Genomic DNA, 16,312 nt, shown 5'->3' with positions numbered 1-16,312 from the left:
TTGCCGCTATGCAACGCTTCCTGTACCTTTCCGGTACACAGGAGTTGATGTCCTGGTGTGAGGCTCTCACGTCGCCTGGTTCCACGCGACCGACTCTGTAGGAAATTCCGTCTGTCTACGCCGATTTCCAGCTGTTCCGCTGGAGATGGAGGTGGCCTCGATAGTGAAACGGATCCGTCACAGTGAGTTTGCCGACCTGCACAGTGCGCCACTGGGGTCGCTCTCGACGTTGAACTCTTTCCGGCACCTGGATGGAGTTCTCGCGAGCGCAGCGGCCAGAGTGAGCGCCGACGATTTTCTCACCGCGCTCAGGCATTACCCGCCGCCGGGACGCCAAGCGATCTTTCAGCATGTCGGGTTGCCCACCCAGAAGGCGATAACCCCATCTGTCGCCGCGAACCTCGTTCGCTTGATGCGCGTCTCCGACTCCAGACGGTCCTTCCTGGTCGCTGCCCTGAGCGCGCTTGTCGCGTGGGCGTTCGACAACCACGACGATCTGTCCGCCGAAGACTGTGGCCTTCTGCTGAACGAGCAGACCGCGGAGAAGGTGCTGAAAGAGGCCACCTACATCGGGATGGCCCTGCGCTCTATGGCGCCTCTGCCAGACAGGTTGGCCGATCTTGTTCTTGTGGACATCCTCAGGCAGGATCTTTCACTCTCGCCCGTTGCCCTGGGTCTGCTCGCCGCATCGGCTCACAGGCTGGGAGCCGAGGACAGAGAGATCGTGGAAAAGCTGTGGCGGGAGCTTCGGAGCCGCTCGCCCTGGTTGCCGGAGACCCCGGCCGGAATCGACGTTCTCGGCGTTGTCGCGCTGACGTCCCTGAAGCCGTCTCACGACACCGTGGTGATCGAAGGAGAAAGTACGCCGATGTCCGAGGACCATCAGCCCGCATCTCCCGTTCAGGACCTCCGGCACACTTTGGCGCAGCTCAGGGATCGTTTCGGAACGGCCGCCGGAGCGGCGGGACGAGTCCATGAGGCGCTCTCTGGCGGTTTGCGTCCCTCCGACCTGGACGTCGACATGATCACGCGGGCTTTGGACGAGTTCGACCAGCTCCGGGGGCAGATCCAGCTCATCGGCACCATCGAGCCGACGACCGCGGTGGACGAACTGGAGCGTGCCATTGAGCGGATCGAGATCGCGAAGGCTCGGGATGACCGCGTTGCCATGCTGGCCCACGTTCAGGGGCCTTCCCTTCTCGACGAACTCCTCGCCGAAGTCCGCGAGGCGGCCACGAAAGGTTCTTCGGCCGGACTTGAGGCTCTCGCCGGCTTGATCGAACTTTCCGCGGACGCGGACGCGATCCTTCTGGCGGACGACCTTGAGGCTTCCGCCAGAGAGGAACTGCCCGCGCGATGGCAGCCGGTGATCCGAGCCGCTACGAGTGGACGTCTCAGGGTGGAGCCGCCGTCTGCTGACGAGCCTTCCGCGAAGGTCGTGGCCGAGGAGGAGGGAACGCAGGAAGAGGACGACGGGGAAGGGCACTCGGATAAGGACGAAGGGGGTGTGACACCCCCGAGCCCTGTTCCCGATGCCGGACCGCCGCCGGGGGAAGCCGTCGCGGACTCACACGACGAGGAACCGGTGCCAGATCTGACCGGCCTGGACCGGATGCTGGAAAGCAGGTTCGGGGCGCGACCCGAGGCTCGCCCGCGCGACGTGCGGCCGAAGGTGTCCGTCGTCTCCGAGGTTCCGGCGGCGGAGAAAACGGCGACCGAAAAAACGGCGCTTTCTCCCACGGACCCGGTCGGCGATTTCGAGGAATCGCCTCTCGAGAGGTTCGAGGAGGAGGCCGCGGCGCTCGGCGCGCAGCGTTTCGGGCTCGCGGCCTGGATCCGGGAGGCGGCGGGTCGGCCACAGTCCGAGATCGCGGCACGGCGTTGTGCCGCTCTGGCGGCCGAGATGAGTACGTTCGCGGGGCGGCTCTCCGCGGCGTTCAGCGAGACGGCGAAACAGGTCGTGATCGGTGACCTGAATGACGATCCGGTGGGCCGCCTTCTGGCCTGGGCGGCGTCGATCCGCGCCGGGTTGGTCAATCCCCATCCCGAGTCCGCGCGCCTGGTGGAGGACCTGGCCTCCGCGGTCATGCCGTATCCGGCCATGGCTGCGTGCGGAGAGGCGTTCAGCCAGGCGTTGCGTTCCGGCGTGTACCTGGTCCCGGGGCTTTCCGACCAGATGCGGGACTCCGCTGTGGCTGAACGGGATCAAGAGCATGCTGTCGCGGCCTGTGTACGCCTCCTTGAGGAGGGACCTCACAGAAAGATCAAGTTCGCCCTGGCCACCGACGTGTGGAAGTCACTCATCCAGCCGGATGGAGACGTGGGCAAGCTGGTCGATGTCGCGGCCCGCAACGACGTCGCCCTTCTGAAGGAAACGGTCAGAAGGCTCGACGAGCTTCGTGCGGCGGGCGAGATCGGCCGGCTGATCGACAGCACGAGGAAGCGTTCCCAGGGATCTCGCAACATCAAGATAATCGCGGGTGCGCGCTCCAGGCTGATCGAGATGATCGATGAGGCGCTGGAGCACGTCGCGAGGTGGGCGACCGCCGTGCAGGGAGTCGAGATCCGGCGTACGGACGGCTCGAACGAATGGCTCTTCCAGGGACTGGCGATGCTTCGGCAGTCGGTCGGCTCCCACCGGGCCGCCCTTCACGATGAGCTCGACGCTCTCACCAGGGATCCGATGCTGGCGGTGGCCGCGCCGGGAGTGGCTCGCCTGATCACCGACACGCTCCATCTGCTTGACGGTGAGGCCCTGAGCGAGACGGAGCCGACGGTGGCCGCCGTGCTCAACCAGGACCTTCTCTTCGCCCCCGAGGTGTTGCTCGATCTGGAGGACCTGCGTCCTCGTGAAACTCCGGCGTTGGAAACTCTGGCCCGGATCGCGAAGACAGACGTGTTCGACTGGCGGCAGGTTTTCGACGGCCGGGCCGAAAGAGGTGACCATGAGGGCACGAGCGCCGTGGTCGCGGCGGTCGCGGGGCAGGACCCCGACCTCACGGCGGAATTGCGGCAGCGCAGAGAAACACTCGTCACGAAGGCGAGAGAACACCGCGACCAGCAGGTAGAGGAGGTCAGGGACAGGCTCGCCGACTGGCGGAGGGACGGGGTCCTCACGGAGGCGGACACGACGAGCATCGCGAGCCGGCTCCAGGCGCTGGCCGATCCCGGCAGAGAGGATTTTGGCGTCATCGCGGAGAGTATCGGCGGGCTGAGGTTCGAAGCCGAACGCATCCGCACCGAGCGGATCTCCGCCGAAGAGTGCCGGCTGGACAAGAAGAGCGATGATCACCCTGACGTACGGGCCGCCGCTGACCATATCAGAGAGCACATCCTCAGAGGCGATCTGACAACCGCGCGCGAGTGCCTGGCGCAGGCGGAGGCGGGTAAGCCTCTCCCCACAGCGCAGAAGACCGTCGACCACTTCAGCCACTTCTTCCCGGCTTTCCCTCAGGCGTTCGAGAGCATGTCCGCTCTCTCCTCGGGAGGGCGGGCACGGAAGAGGGAAAGCGACGAATGGGTCAAAAGCCTCATGGAAGCCATCCAGGGTGGCAACGACGTCGCCGATCCGGATCTGCATCGCGCCGTTTCCAAGGCCGGGCTCGACATCCGGACGATGCCTCCCGGCCGCCGAGAGGAGTCCAAGGAGGGGTTGCGCCTGTGGAAGTCCATGGCGCAGGGCCCCAAATCCCTGGGGAACCTGGGCAGCGCGATCAAGACCGTACTGCGGATGATCGGCCTGGAAGGGCGTCAGGAATCCGGAGGTGAGGCACCGAACCGGCTCTGGGTGACCCTGCACGAAGCCCGCTTCGGTGACGCCCTGCTGCCGGAGTTCGGGTCGCGGATGAGCCCGTCGGGAAACAGCCTGCGGCTGCTGTTCGTCTGGCGCAGGCCCGGCCCGCAACAGCTGATCGAATGGCTCAAGGACGAGCCGCATGACCGGACCGTCCTGGTGTTCTACTTCGGAGTCCTCTCTCCGAGCCAGCGCGAGCAGTTGACCACGGCCGCGCGCAGACGCCCCCGTCCGGTCGTCGCGGTGCTGGACGACGCCGCGATCAGCTACCTCGCCGCCCTGCCCGAGGCGAGCTGGACCGCCACCGTCGGCCTGCTCGCACCGTTCAGCGCGGCCAACCCATACGCCCCCACCGGGGACGTGCCCATGGAGATGTTCTACGGCAGATCCTCCCAGTTGGAAGGGGTGACCAGCGCTTCGGGATCCTCGATCGTGTACGGCGGGCGCCAGCTCGGCAAATCGGCGTTGCTGCGCGAGGCGGAGCGAAGCCTCCGCAGAAGCGATCCCGACCGCGTCGTGATCCTGGAGACGATCCAGGAGATCGGAAAGATCGTTCCGGAGAGCGTGCTGTGGCCTCGCCTGGCGGGCAGGCTCGCCGAGGCCGGGGTGCTTCCCCAGTCGGCGGCGGCGATGAAGGACCGTGGGGACATCTGCCGGGCGGTCAGGCACTGGGTGGAACAGGACCCGGCCAGGCAGGTACTGATCCTGCTCGACGAGGCGGACGCCTTTCTGAACCGGGACGCCGCCAACGCGAAGTTCACGAACGTGGAGGCGCTCCGCGACCTCATGCAGAGCACCGATCAGCGGGTCAAGGTGGTCTTCGCTGGACTCCACCAGACCGCCAGGTTCAAAAGCCTCTCCAACCAGCCTCTGCCGCACCTGGGCACGCCGATCCCCATCGGCCCGCTGGACCCTCAGGATGCCTTTGACCTGCTCACGCGTCCCCTGCTGGCACTGGGCTTTCGTTTCGACCCCACCTTGGCGGCACGCATCATCGCCGAGGCGAACAACGCCCCGGCGCACATCCAGCTCTTCGCGGAAGCACTGCTGAGGCGGCTGCGCCGGATGCCGATCCACGGCGGCGGTCTTCCGTACGAGATCACCCGGGAGGATGTGGCCACGGTCTGGCGGGACAAGGCACTTGAGGTCGGTTTCCGGGACCGTTTCGAGTGGACGCTGGACCTGGACAAGCGCTACAAGGTCATCGCCTACACGGTCGCGTTTCACGCGCTGTCGAACGGCATGGACGCGACCATCGGCGTTCAGGACCTGCGGAAGGAGTGCCTCACCTGGTGGGGCGCCGGTTTCAGGCAGTGCACCGGCGATGATTTCCGCGGCCTGTTGGACGAGTGCGTGAATCTCGGTGTCCTCTCCTCCGACGTCGACGGATACCGTCTCCGGACGCCCCACGTCCTCACCCTTCTGGGAGGTGCGGACGAGGTCTACACCGTTCTCACCAAGGCCGAGGAGTTCGAGCAGCCCGACTCCTTCGACGCCCACTCCTATCGCGCCCTCTACCGGAGTGGCCCCGACCGGTCCCCGCTCACCGGAGGTCAGGTGACTCGCCTGCTGAGTCCCGGTGACGGCATCCACCTGATCACGGGGTCACGGGCCCTCCAGGTCGAGCGAGTCGGCGTGGCGCTGAAGGAGGAAGCGGCACGCCAGCATGTCGCCCAGGTATGGCGGGTGGGGGAGGAGTGCACCTTCGACGGTGCCGTCCAACGGGCGAGGGACAGCGGTGGCCACGGTGTCGCGGTCGTGGACCTGTCCGGTCGCTCGTTGAAGCAGGCGATCGAGACGCTCAGGACCGTGGCGAACGCCGTGCCACTGGGTGGCATCGGATCGCTCGCGGTGGCACTGGTGGCACCGCCCGAGCTCATCTCCTTCTGGCTGGCTGTGGACGCGGGAAGCGACGAGCTCTCACGGCTCGCCTGGGTCACCGAACTCCGGCGTTACGACAAGCTGGACGTGCGCCAGTGGATGAACGACGCCGATCTCGGCTACCGCGATCCTGCCAGTCAGGAGGCGTTGCTGAGGCAGACCGGCGGGTGGCCTTTCCTGATCAGCAAGGTCATCGAGGGGCCCTCCACCGATCGTGACCAGGCACTTGAGCGCTGCCGCGGCTGGGTCCGGGCCAATGCCGGAGAGTTCGTCAAATCGACAGGCGTGCTCAAGGACGTCACGCTCTGGCGTGCCTGGCAGCAGGTGATGGAGGTGGGGCCGGCACGTCCGGACGAACTCGCCGAATACCTGGAGATGGCCGGTGAGGAGACCGTCGCGTTGCATCGGGACAGCCTGCGCGCCAGCGGATATCCGTCCTGGACTGCCCTGGTCGAGGCTCTCAGGCTGCTCGGCGCGCTGGAGCAGAACGCGGACGGAAACTTCGCCTGCGAGCCGGTCCTGGCCGCGGCGAGCAAGCGGCTGGAGTCCCACTCATGACAGCCGATCCGCTGTTCCCACTGCTGCGCGCGGTTGCGGAGATCGTTCTCACCCGTCCCGCGATGACGGGATACGGGGGCGATGCCGAGAGATTCGCCACTGAAAACAGGATCGCGTTGCTCGACATGCTGGCCGAGTCTGCCGAACTGCGGCGGCTCGGCCGGGAACGACTGCGCATTCCCCGCGCCCAGCGGACGGAGCGGAACTTCGCCGACCTTCTGCTCCACACCGATCCGGTGGTACGGGCTGCCGCGGCCGGGATCGCGGAATCGGTCGCGAAAAGTTCGTCCGACACGGTGGCGGACCGCAAGATCCGCCGCTTGAACGACAAGATCAGACAGTTGCAGGAGAAGCTGCGGACGGCTACCGGACGGCACGGCAACGCCCTGAACGACGCGGAGAGACACCGCGAGACGGCGCGTGAGGCGGTGGAACGGGCCGACCGGCTCGACACCGAACTCTCGGCGACGAGGCGACGGCTCCGCGACCCGAAGTCCACGGCTTCGGCGCTCCTCGCACTGTTGCAGGAGGAACCCGCAGAGCCCGAGGGCGACGCGAGAAGCCGTGACCCGAACCAGTTGCCGAAGGCGGCGGCCGAGTATCGGCCCTCCCCGTTGGAAACGGCGGTGCGGGCCGCGGGCATCGACTCCGAATCGTTCGTCTCGGCCCTCCAGGCGCTGATCGAACCGCCGAACCCATCGCGTACGGCTACCGTCGTCGTCTCCCAGGAGCGCGATCTCAAGGTCGTGCCGCTGGGCGGCGGGACGACGATCGGCGGTTCGTGTCTGCTGGTCGAGGCCGGGGACACGCGCGTTCTCATCGACGCGGGACTCGTTCCGGGCGACCCGTCCAAACCTCCCGCGGAGATTGAGCGTGCGCTGGAGGGACCCGTCCATGCCGTTGTGGTGACGCATGCCCACAACGACCATTGCGGCTACGTCCCGGCATTGGCCCACCGGTCGCCTGATATGCGGATCATCGCCACGCCGGAGACCACGCAGCTGATGCCGGCGATGTGGCTCGACTCCGTGAAGATCATGGGGCAGCGGCGGCAGCTGGCGAGCGACTGGGGAATGGAGGCGGAACCGCTCTACCCGCCCGAGGCGATCACCAGGGCGACGCAGCGCTGCGAGGAACTGGCCTTCGGTGTCCCACGGCGGATCGGCGACCTCACGGTGGAGCTGTTCCCGGCCGGCCACATTCTGGGAGCGGCCGGAGTCGTGGTGCGGGCCGGAGATTCTCGCGTCGTTATCACGGGGGATATTTCGGGATTCAGACAGGAAAGCGTGGGCGGCTACACCATCCCGGATTCGGCTCGATACGCCGATCTGCTCGTCATGGAGTCCACCTGCTGCACGGAGGACCACCGCGATCGCGACGGCATGGTCGGCGAGCTCGTCAGAGCCGTGGAGAGGGTGTACGCCGAGGGGGGCCGAGCGCTCATTCCGGCGTTCGCGCTCGGTCGCGCGCAGGAGCTGGCCCTCATCATGCGAGGCCAGCTGCCGCATGTGCCGGTTCTCGTCGGCGGCATGGCCGCCGACATCAGCAGGTCGTTCGAGACCGTGACCGCCGACGGCCCCCGCCAGCTGTCGATCTTCGGTGAGAACGTGCGTCGCGCCAGGCCGGGTGACCTGGACGGGTTCACTCGCGGAGTGGTGATCAGCACCTCGGGAATGCTCTCCGGCGGCCCCGCCGTGCGATGGGCGGCCAGAATCCTGCCGGACCCGAGAAGTGCCCTGTTCCTCTCCGGCTACCAGGATGAGGAGTCACCGGGCAGGCGACTTCTGTCGGCCACGCGGGACGGGGCGCCGTTCCTGGTCGTCAACGACATGGGCGAGGAGAAGAAGATTCCGCTCAGGGCGCGGGTGGATCTGATGAGACTGTCCGCGCACGCCGACAAGCGAGGGCTGCTGGAGATCGCCGACGAGGTGTCGGCACACCGGATCATGCTGGTCCACGGCATGGCCAGGCGCCAGTCCGAGTTTCGCGAGGTCCTACGGCTGCGACGGCACACCACGACGGACACGGGCACCTGGAGAGCGGGCTGACACCGACACGGCATCAGCCCGGTACGGCGGCACCAAGGCCCTGTGACGGCTTCTTCGAACTGTTCTGGATGACGGCTGCCCGAGACGGAAAAACCGCCCATGCGGGGCGGAGACCCCGGCTCCAGACGTGGGGAGGATGTCAGGGACGCGGATCGCGCTCGCTCCATCGCCGGAGTTCACCAGGGCCGGCGACGAAACGCTACCAGGGGGCAACGGGGAGTTCGACCCGGCGGCGTACGGGGCGAAGGTTCGCGTCCTGTTCGACGAGCGGGTAAGTGAGCTCAGTGGGCTCGACAAGCCGACCGCCGAGTTCTTCGACGTGGTCAGGAGCAACCGGCAGTACATCCCACGGCCATGAGACTGGCATGCTGATGGCCGTGAGTGATTTTCCGGGGGTCATGCACGTCGGCGATCTCGACGTCAACGTGTCGGTGAGCCCACGCCGCAGGAGCGTGCGGCTCACCGTGGAACGGGACGCCTTGATCGGTGTGGTCGTCCCGCCCCGGGTGTCCCGTGACGAGCTGGTCAAGACGGTCGAGGCGAAGCGGTCCTGGCTGTACGGCGAGCTCGCGGACCGCCGGGAGCTGGGAGAGCCCCGCCCGCCCCGCGAATACGTCTCCGGTGAGGGGTTTCCCTGTCCCGGCAGGTCGTACCGGCCGCGGATCGTCGACGTCCGGACCGAGATCCAGCTCGTCCGCGGACGGTCGGAGCTCGGCCGCGGCGGTGACGCCGCCGAACTGGTCCGGTGGTACAGCCGGGTCGGCGAGGCGTGGCTGAAACGGCGAATCAGGCCGTGGGTGTCGCGCACGGGTGTCGAGGTGGCCGGTCTGCGTGATCTGCCGCTGAGGTATCGCCGGGGGTCTGCTCCCCGTCGGGAGTGGTCAACATTCGCTGGGCGACGATGCAGCTGTCACCCATGCCGATCGACCGCGTCCTGGTTCACGAGCCCGCCCACCTCATGTGCCATGATCACAGCGCGGAGTTCTGGCGGCTCGTCAGACAGGCGATGCCCGATCACGAGGACTGTCGCGAGCGTTTGCGCCGTCTCGGCCCCGAGTTGTGGCTTCCGGCGGAGGCGCGATGAGACGTGACCGGCTTTCGGCGGAAGGACGACGATGACGCGCGACGACGTGACGGTCAACGCCGCCGATGTTGCCCGGCTCGCGGACGTGGGCCGGGCGGCGGTGAGCAACTGGCGCAAGCGTTTCGACGACTTCCCGCAGCCGGTGGGCGGCACGGCCACCAGTCCGGCGTTCTCCCTGGCCCAGGTCGAGCGGTGGCTGCGTCACCATGGCAGATACGTCGAGGTATCGCCCCTGGAGCGGGTCTGGCAGTGGCTTCGGGCGGTGGGGGACGACCTTCGCCTCGGTGAGGCCGTCGGCTACACGGGTGCGTTCCTGCTCTACCTGCGGCGCGATCCGGCGGGCTGGAGGAAGCTGTCCCGTCTCGACGACGACGAGATGCTCAAACGGCTTCCGGGCGCCGTCTCCCGAGTAGTGCCGGACCTCCCCGGCAGGCTGCCGCGTGAGCTGGAGGTCGATCCCGCGCTGATCCGCGCCGTCGCCGACGTCGGAATGGATGAGGGGCCTGCCGAGACCTTCGACGGGATCTGTGCCCGATACGTGGACACGCACTCGCGGCGGCTGCTCGTCACCCCGCAGAAGGTCGCCGAGCTGATGGTCAGGCTCGCCGGCACGGCCGGCACGACCGTCCTGGATCCCTCCTGCGGCATCGGCACGCTGCTGCTGGCCTCGGGAGCCACGCGGATCCTCGGTCAGGACGTCAACGAGGCGGCCGCCCGGCTGGCGGCGGTCCGGCTGCTGTTGCACGGCACCGAAGCCGTCATCCGGTCGGGCGACTCGTTGAGAGCCGACGCGTTCCCGGGGGAACTGGTGGACGCGGCCGTCTGCAACCCGCCGTTCAACGACCGGAGCTGGGGCTACGAGGAACTGATCAGCGATCCGCGCTGGGAACACGGCCTGCCACCACGAGGCGAGTCGGAGCTGGCCTGGCTCCAGCACTGTCTCGCCCACGTCAGGCCGGGTGGCCTCGTCGTCATCATGATGCCGGGTATCGCGGCCAGTCGCCGGTCCGGCCGCCGGGTGCGCGGCAACCTGCTTCGCTCCGGGGTGTTGCGCGCGATCGTGACGCTCTCCGCCGGTGCCGCGCCCGCGTCCAGCGGTGCGCCCGACCTGTGGGTGCTCCGCCGCCCGGGCCCGGGTGAGCAATCGCCGTCCGATGTGCTCATGGTCAACGCGGGTGAGGATCTCGGGATGGCGGAGACAGCGTGGCGGGCCTACCACGATGGTGCGGAGCTGCCCGAGACCGCCCGTACCGTCCGGATCATCGACCTGCTGGACGAGGAGATCGCCCTCACCCCCGCGCACCGGACGGGCGGCCAGAGCCAGTCAAGGCCCTCGGCGTTCGGCGAGGCGCGAAAACGCGCGGCGGCGGCTCTCGCCAGGCTGGACATCCCCACGTTGACCCCGCTGCCGCAGAGAAGAGACCTGCCGATGACCAGCGTCGGGGAGTTGGCCAGGGCCGGGGTGGTGACCGTCCATCAGGGACCGCTCAAGATGGTCGTCGAAGAGGGTCCTCTCCCCGTCATGACGGTCAAGGACCTCCTGCTCGACCGCGCTCCCAGCGGGCGCACCGAGGACGCCCCGGAACTGGTCGTCATCGAGCCCGGAGACGTCGTCGCCCCCCTCGTTCCGCGTGGGGACGTGGTCATCCGGGTGATCGGGGAAGGGGGAGCCGCGCTCGGTCCCCAGCTGCTGCTGTTCCGGGTGGATCCGGAGTGGCTCGATCCCCACTTCCTCGCCGGTTGCCTGAGGGTCACCGGGGAGGCCAGCACGCGGCTCGGGCCTTCCATCCGGATGGATCCCCGGCGGGCGCAGCTTCCGCGCCTGCCCATCGACGAGCAACGCGCGTACGGCGACGTCTTCCGGAGGCTTCTGGTCTTCGAGGACTCCGTCCATGAGATCAGGAGGATCAGTGAGGACCTGGTCCGATTCGGGCTCGACGGCCTTCTCGATGGAACCCTTCAGCCCGAATAGATTCCCCATCCGGTTCCCGATGACGCTCGGAGGCGGGGTGGCTGAGCGTACGGTCATCGTCGATCGCCACGAACTCGACGAGGTGTATCTCGGCAAGGGGCGCATGGGGGAGGCCTGGGGCGGCTACGACAGACGCCTGGACCGGCGTGTCGCCTGTGCGACCGAAAGCAGTGTCCGGTGCAACGGGCACGGGTTCGTCGCCGCCCGTCGTACCGGATTGTCCCGTTGCCGAGATCAAAGAGGATCTTCACTCCGTGTCGATGTCGGCCTCTCCCAGTAGTTCCTCTGCGTGTATGACGCCCAACTCGGCCATGAACTCCCGCTCCCTGGCCGCTAGATCCGCCAGGCGAATGTCGATGAATGCCGCATCGTCGCCTTTTCGAAGTCGGTACAGGGCTTCTCTCGGGATTCCATGGGTGCGTAGCACCTCCGCTTCCACCTCGGACCCCATGTCGATCAGTGCCTGTCGTAGGGAGACCCGAGAAGGCGTCATCATCATCAGACGGTTGGCAGGGCTGGATGTGACCGCGATGCCACGCTTGCTGACCACATGCCGATACGCCTCGGTGTGAGACTTGGCCATCAGGTCTTCTGGATCCAGAGCGGTTCCGTCTGGATTGACACGATGGGGGAACTTCTTGAGCTCCCACAGGATGAACGCTCGCACCCGTGCGCTGCGCAGGTCGAAGCGTTGAGGAAAGGGCCGGGCGCGTTGGTCCCGGAAACGGAGAGTGCCCTGTCCGGTGGCGAAGTCCTTGATCTCCTGAAGTGACTGCCTGACCTGAGTCGTATTGGCGCCGGCGAAGTGGCCGGACCACGACGTCGTCCAGAACCATCGCTCCAGCAGGTGGAGCTGCTTCCCGTTGGGTTCAGGGCAGAAGTGGAAAAAGGCGGCCAACAGCATGATCTGGAGGTTGTAGGGAACCAGCCGCGCCAGGGGAACTCCCACATGGGAGCGAAGAAAGAAAACCGCCTCTTCCAGCGCGGTGTCGGTAGCCTCCACAGCGGCGAGCAGGCCGCCTTCCACACGCTTGGCCAACGCCTCCCAGCGGGTGTCCTGAACATCCTCTTCCCCGGAGATCGCGAGAATGGCGCGGAAGATCGTGAGCGAGGGGATCTCCCCGAAGCCCGAGACCGCGATGCGTTCCTGGATCGCCTCCATTCGATCGGCGAGACTGTCCGGCCCCGTGGTGGCATAGGTCAGCGCGGTCACCATCTGATCCGGCGTCATCGACTGGCCGCTGCTGTTGACCCGTGAGAACACCTCCACGGCATGGGTCAGTGAACCGCCGACCAGCCGGACGGCCGCCATTTTGTACTGCTTGATCCGCTGGGCAACCTGTTCTGCCTCATCGATGAACGGGGTGATGTCACCGCCTGGGACCTTGACCGGTGACAGATCGCGAGCGTAGGCGAGGAAGTCCATCGTCCGCAGGATCGAACCCATGGGCAGGTAGGTGTGGGGCGCCCTGTCCCCGTACTTCCAGTGCCGGTAGCGGGTGGATCTGTCGTCGCCGTCACCCAGGACTCGGTAGATCCACCACATCCAGTCCTGCTGTTCCGCGGAGCGTGGCGCGTTCGAGGGGCGTTTGAGACCGCCGAAGAGAGTCGACAGACGCTGATGGCCATCGAGAATGTAGGCGACCTGGTCGCCCGGACGATGCGGGGGAATTTTCAACCCGCCGATCTCGTCAAGACTTGCGAGTTGCTGCTTGGTCTGCCAGATCAGCAGGCTTCCGATGGGATAGCCACGCTCGATGCTGTCGAAGAGGTTGAGCATCTGCTCCGGCCGCCACACGAAGGGCCGCTGAAACTTCGGAACCCGGAGCTCGCCGGCGGCGATCATGTTGAGGATCTGCTCCAGGAGGTAGATCTCCGGCAGTACGGTGATCTCTTCGTTGTCGTCGGCCATTGCCACCTCTAGATGATCTTTCTGAGCATGGTGAGAATCGAGCACAGTTCCTCGACGACTCCTTTGCCAAGATCTTCGAAATGCCTGGCCACGAGTTTTCCGCTCGCAGCCTCGCTCTCGAGGAGCTCGCTCAGTTTGGTTCCGAAACCTGCCCGTAGCTTATCGATCACCTGGTCCGGCACTTCGTCATACAGGTCCTGGTGCCCCGGAGGAGTTCGGGGCGCGCCTTCTCTGGGCCTGGGGAATCCGTGCTTCATGTCGAAGTACCCGCGTTGTTCAGGGGTGAGCTTCTTCAGATGGTCCAGAAGGAGGGAGGCTTCGCGAGGTCGGAGGGCTCCACGCAGGACCTCGTTGGGGACATAGTTCTCCGCTTCCCGTAATTCCAGGACATGAACTGCGACACCCAGTGGTTCCAGTTGCTCCGCCAGTTTGTGGCACTTGGTTGTCTCACCGGGAACCAGGCGATCACTGTCAAGGAAGAGCGCAACACGAGAAGTGCGCCGGAAGCGTTCTCGTGTGATGGGGGCCTGCGCGTAGGCGCGGTCCTTGCCTCCGCCGTGCAGGAGTTCCAGACGGTGTTCCTCGACAGCCTCCGCTATGTCGTCCCCGCCGAACACGCGCGCGATCCCCAGGAGGAAGTACTTGTCTGAGACCGCGTCCTCGACGATCAGGACGGCGGGTTGACGAAGGTCGTGCAGGTCGTCCTCGATCGTCACCCGGGACACGGAGACGGTGGGCCGGTCGGTGACGCTCCAGGCCTGGCTGACCACGCTGGCCTTGGTCGCGAACTCGGCATAGGTGCTCGCCAGTGTCGGCGCGTGTTCGCAGAAGTAGTCGGCGAACCTTTCGACTTCTTCGGGATCGACGATCCAGTCGTGGTTCCCTCTGGTGAAGAGTCTCATGAACTCCAGGATGTCCGCAGAAAGGTTGCCGACCGCGAGGACGTCACCGTTGAGCTCAACGCGCATCGAGGGTGAACCGCCCCTTCTGTGCGGCGGCGAGCTTGCGAGTCTCCTCGAAGTCCTCGGAGAACACACCGCGCGGCCAGTAGTCGAGATTGCCGAGCGAGTCGATCTCGATCCTCCGGGCTTGGGCGGAACCTCCGCTGTGCTCCACGAAATAGATGGCGATCGAGTCGGGCGAGGTGGTTCCCTCCGCCACTCGACGACGGAGCCGGAGCAGGAAGGTTTCGCTGTGCGTCTCGACAAGGAACCTGACCTTCGACTCTCGGGCTGAGGCGAGCAGAAGGTCCGCGACCAGGGCATGCGCAGAAGGGTGAAGATGAAGCTCTGGCTCCTCGATGATCTCCAGGACGGAGTGGGACGGGGGAGCCACCGCATCCATGGCGCGTTGCACCAGTATCGGCAGGACCTGTGCCACTCCGGTCCCCGCATCGCCGAGATTGACCTGGAGGGTGTCGTCGAAGGTGGAGCGGAACACCACGGAGTGCATTCCCCCGCCCTGGTTGCTCACATCGAGAGTCCATCCCGGCAGGTTCTCCGGCAGGTATTCGTTGATTTTCTTGATCAGCGAGCTCTGCTGCCGCACGATGTCGTGCGCGAGGATACCGAGGGTCGCCTCGCCGCTGCCTCCCACCTCGGCGGCCACCCTGGACGGGATCCGGTAGAGACGGTCGGGCCGCTGGCGGTACGGGCCAAGATAGCGAATCCGGTCGAAATCATCTCGAATTCGACGAATCGCCTCAGAAGGCTCCTTTGTCGATCTAATCTGAGAAATCAGGGCGTTGTCGGGTAAAAGGCCCCGAAAGTGGAACATGTGGTGTATATTTTCATAGCCGTCCATGGTGAACACGTAAGGGCGTTTCTCGGCCCAGGCGACATCGTCGTGAAGCCACTCGTACCGGGCAGTTTCCGAACCGACGCGCAAGGTCAGCTTGCTGACCACCTGAGTTTGCCATTCGCTGATGTTCTGAACGGTGGCGTCCAGCCCGTAGGACTCCGCTCCGTCGCCCTCGAAACCCATCCGAACCCGTACCGCGCCGTGCGGACGCGTGCCGTAGATCAGATCGGGAAACGCCGGAACGGTGTCACCGAGCTGGTCGAGGTCCAAAGGCAGCGACGAATCTGTTCGGATTCCCGTCGACAACACCAGAGGGGCGCGCACGAGCGCGCTCTTGCCGGAATTGTTCTTTCCCAGCACAACCGTGATCGGGCGGAGCTCCACCTCCTGCGGTGTGGGGAAACACCGGTAATTCTCCACAGAGAAGCGCACAAGTGGCATGCGGAACAGGGTAGTTCGAAGTATGGATCAAGGAGGGCGCAAAGGCGAAGACGATGAAAATTTCGTCAGCAGATTTTTTCGTCAGTCAGTCGGTCAAGATGCTGGTTGACCGGCGAAGGCCATTTGGCGAAGTCTGGCCCCATTCATAGACCTTCTCGCGGGAACGGCTGCTCAGCCGGTGGCGTGTTCCCAGTAGGGGTCGCGGTAGAGCATGACCGAGGTGCCGCGGAGCAGCTGGTCGGGGGCGGAGATCAGCACGAGCTCGCCCTGGGCCTCCAGGCCGCGCAGGATGTCGCGGACGCGCGGGCCGACCGGCAGGCGGCCCACCGGCAGGTGGAGGGTCTCGCGGACCAGGTCGGCCACCTCGGAGAGCCGGAACGGCTCGGTGAAACCGGCGATCAGCCCGCGGACGATCTCAACGGTGATCACGGACTCGGCCTCGGCGTGGGCGAGCTGCCAGGTCAGCTGGGCCCGGCGCCGGCCGGTCCCGGCGCAGGCGGTGCACGGCTGGGAGAAGCCGGGCACGATGTCCTCGACGGTGGTGCCCAGGCAGGTGGTGCACTGGTTGGTCTCCGACGCGTGCAGCTCCGCCGCCGCCCGGTCGGCCAGCTGCCTGCCGCACATGCACAGATAGACCCGGAACCCGCCGCGCACCAGGACGAGGTCGTCGGCGTCGTCCGGGACCTCTTCCCACAGCGCGGTGATCGTGTGCTTTCTCATCGTCGTGCGACTCTACCCACTGCGGACGCGTCGCGGACCTGTCGCGGACCCGTCACAGGCCTGCCGCGGACCCGCCGCAGGCCTGTGACGGACTCGTTACGGA

8 protein-coding genes and 1 pseudogene are annotated in these 16,312 nt (G+C 66.2%); 5 read left to right on the top strand and 4 right to left on the bottom strand.

Annotated features, from left to right (window positions below; all coding sequences use genetic code 11):
- Window positions 1–151: 151 nt before the first annotated feature.
- The 5 genes and pseudogenes from ABT053_RS05125 (at window position 152) to ABT053_RS05105 (ending at window position 11,336) form a co-directional block, all read left to right on the top strand.
- Window positions 152–6,232 carry a hypothetical protein gene (locus ABT053_RS05125; protein WP_350967587.1) on the top strand — a complete coding sequence of 2,027 codons (6,081 nt, stop codon included), beginning with the start codon at window positions 152–154 and terminating at the stop codon, window positions 6,230–6,232.
- Window positions 6,229–8,280 (top strand): MBL fold metallo-hydrolase, encoded by a 2,052-nt coding sequence (locus ABT053_RS05120; protein ID WP_350967586.1) that lies wholly within the window; start codon window positions 6,229–6,231, stop codon window positions 8,278–8,280. The genes ABT053_RS05125 and ABT053_RS05120 overlap by 4 nt, the downstream gene beginning before the upstream one ends.
- A 136-nt stretch (window positions 8,281–8,416) precedes the next feature.
- Window positions 8,417–8,638, top strand: coding sequence for a hypothetical protein (locus tag ABT053_RS05115; protein WP_350967585.1), 222 nt, complete (start codon window positions 8,417–8,419; stop codon window positions 8,636–8,638).
- A 7-nt stretch (window positions 8,639–8,645) separates the two neighbouring features.
- Window positions 8,646–9,364: pseudogene (locus ABT053_RS05110) on the top strand (M48 family metallopeptidase).
- Between the two features lie 31 nt (window positions 9,365–9,395).
- Window positions 9,396–11,336: an HsdM family class I SAM-dependent methyltransferase gene (locus ABT053_RS05105; RefSeq protein WP_350967583.1), complete on the top strand. Its 1,941-nt coding sequence runs from the start codon at window positions 9,396–9,398 to the stop codon at window positions 11,334–11,336.
- Between the two features lie 247 nt (window positions 11,337–11,583).
- On the opposite strand, the gene ABT053_RS05100 is transcribed toward ABT053_RS05105, so the two are convergent.
- The 4 genes from ABT053_RS05100 to ABT053_RS05085 form a co-directional block, all read right to left on the bottom strand.
- Window positions 11,584–13,248, bottom strand: a complete 1,665-nt coding sequence (locus ABT053_RS05100) for a DUF262 domain-containing protein (RefSeq protein WP_350967582.1) — start codon at window positions 13,246–13,248, stop codon at window positions 11,584–11,586.
- 8 nt (window positions 13,249–13,256) lie between these two features.
- Window positions 13,257–14,216, bottom strand: coding sequence for a hypothetical protein (locus ABT053_RS05095; RefSeq protein ID WP_350967581.1), 960 nt, complete (start codon window positions 14,214–14,216; stop codon window positions 13,257–13,259).
- Window positions 14,206–15,489 (bottom strand): AAA family ATPase, encoded by a 1,284-nt coding sequence (locus ABT053_RS05090; RefSeq protein ID WP_350967580.1) that lies wholly within the window; start codon window positions 15,487–15,489, stop codon window positions 14,206–14,208. Before ABT053_RS05090 ends, ABT053_RS05095 begins: the two co-directional genes overlap by 11 nt.
- A gap of 171 nt (window positions 15,490–15,660) precedes the next feature.
- A complete protein-coding gene (locus ABT053_RS05085) occupies window positions 15,661–16,209 on the bottom strand; it encodes a hypothetical protein (RefSeq protein WP_350967579.1) in 549 nt (182 codons plus the stop codon).
- Window positions 16,210–16,312 lie beyond the last annotated feature (103 nt).

It is taken from the genome of Streptosporangium sp. NPDC002524 (assembly GCF_040295985.1).
Lineage (GTDB): Bacteria > Actinomycetota > Actinomycetes > Streptosporangiales > Streptosporangiaceae > Streptosporangium.
Note: the sequence above shows the minus strand (reverse complement) of the source record. Positions and strands in the feature narration are given on the sequence as shown.

Coding starts and splice junctions, on each gene's coding strand:
- ABT053_RS05120 (WP_350967586.1), top strand. CDS start 6,229: ATGACAGCCGATCCGCTGTTCCCACTGCTGCGCGCGGTTGCGGAGATC.
- ABT053_RS05115 (WP_350967585.1), top strand. CDS start 8,417: ATGTCAGGGACGCGGATCGCGCTCGCTCCATCGCCGGAGTTCACCAGG.
- ABT053_RS05105 (WP_350967583.1), top strand. CDS start 9,396: ATGACGCGCGACGACGTGACGGTCAACGCCGCCGATGTTGCCCGGCTC.
- ABT053_RS05100 (WP_350967582.1), bottom strand. CDS start 13,248: ATGGCCGACGACAACGAAGAGATCACCGTACTGCCGGAGATCTACCTC.
- ABT053_RS05095 (WP_350967581.1), bottom strand. CDS start 14,216: ATGCGCGTTGAGCTCAACGGTGACGTCCTCGCGGTCGGCAACCTTTCT.
- ABT053_RS05090 (WP_350967580.1), bottom strand. CDS start 15,489: ATGCCACTTGTGCGCTTCTCTGTGGAGAATTACCGGTGTTTCCCCACA.
- ABT053_RS05085 (WP_350967579.1), bottom strand. CDS start 16,209: ATGAGAAAGCACACGATCACCGCGCTGTGGGAAGAGGTCCCGGACGAC.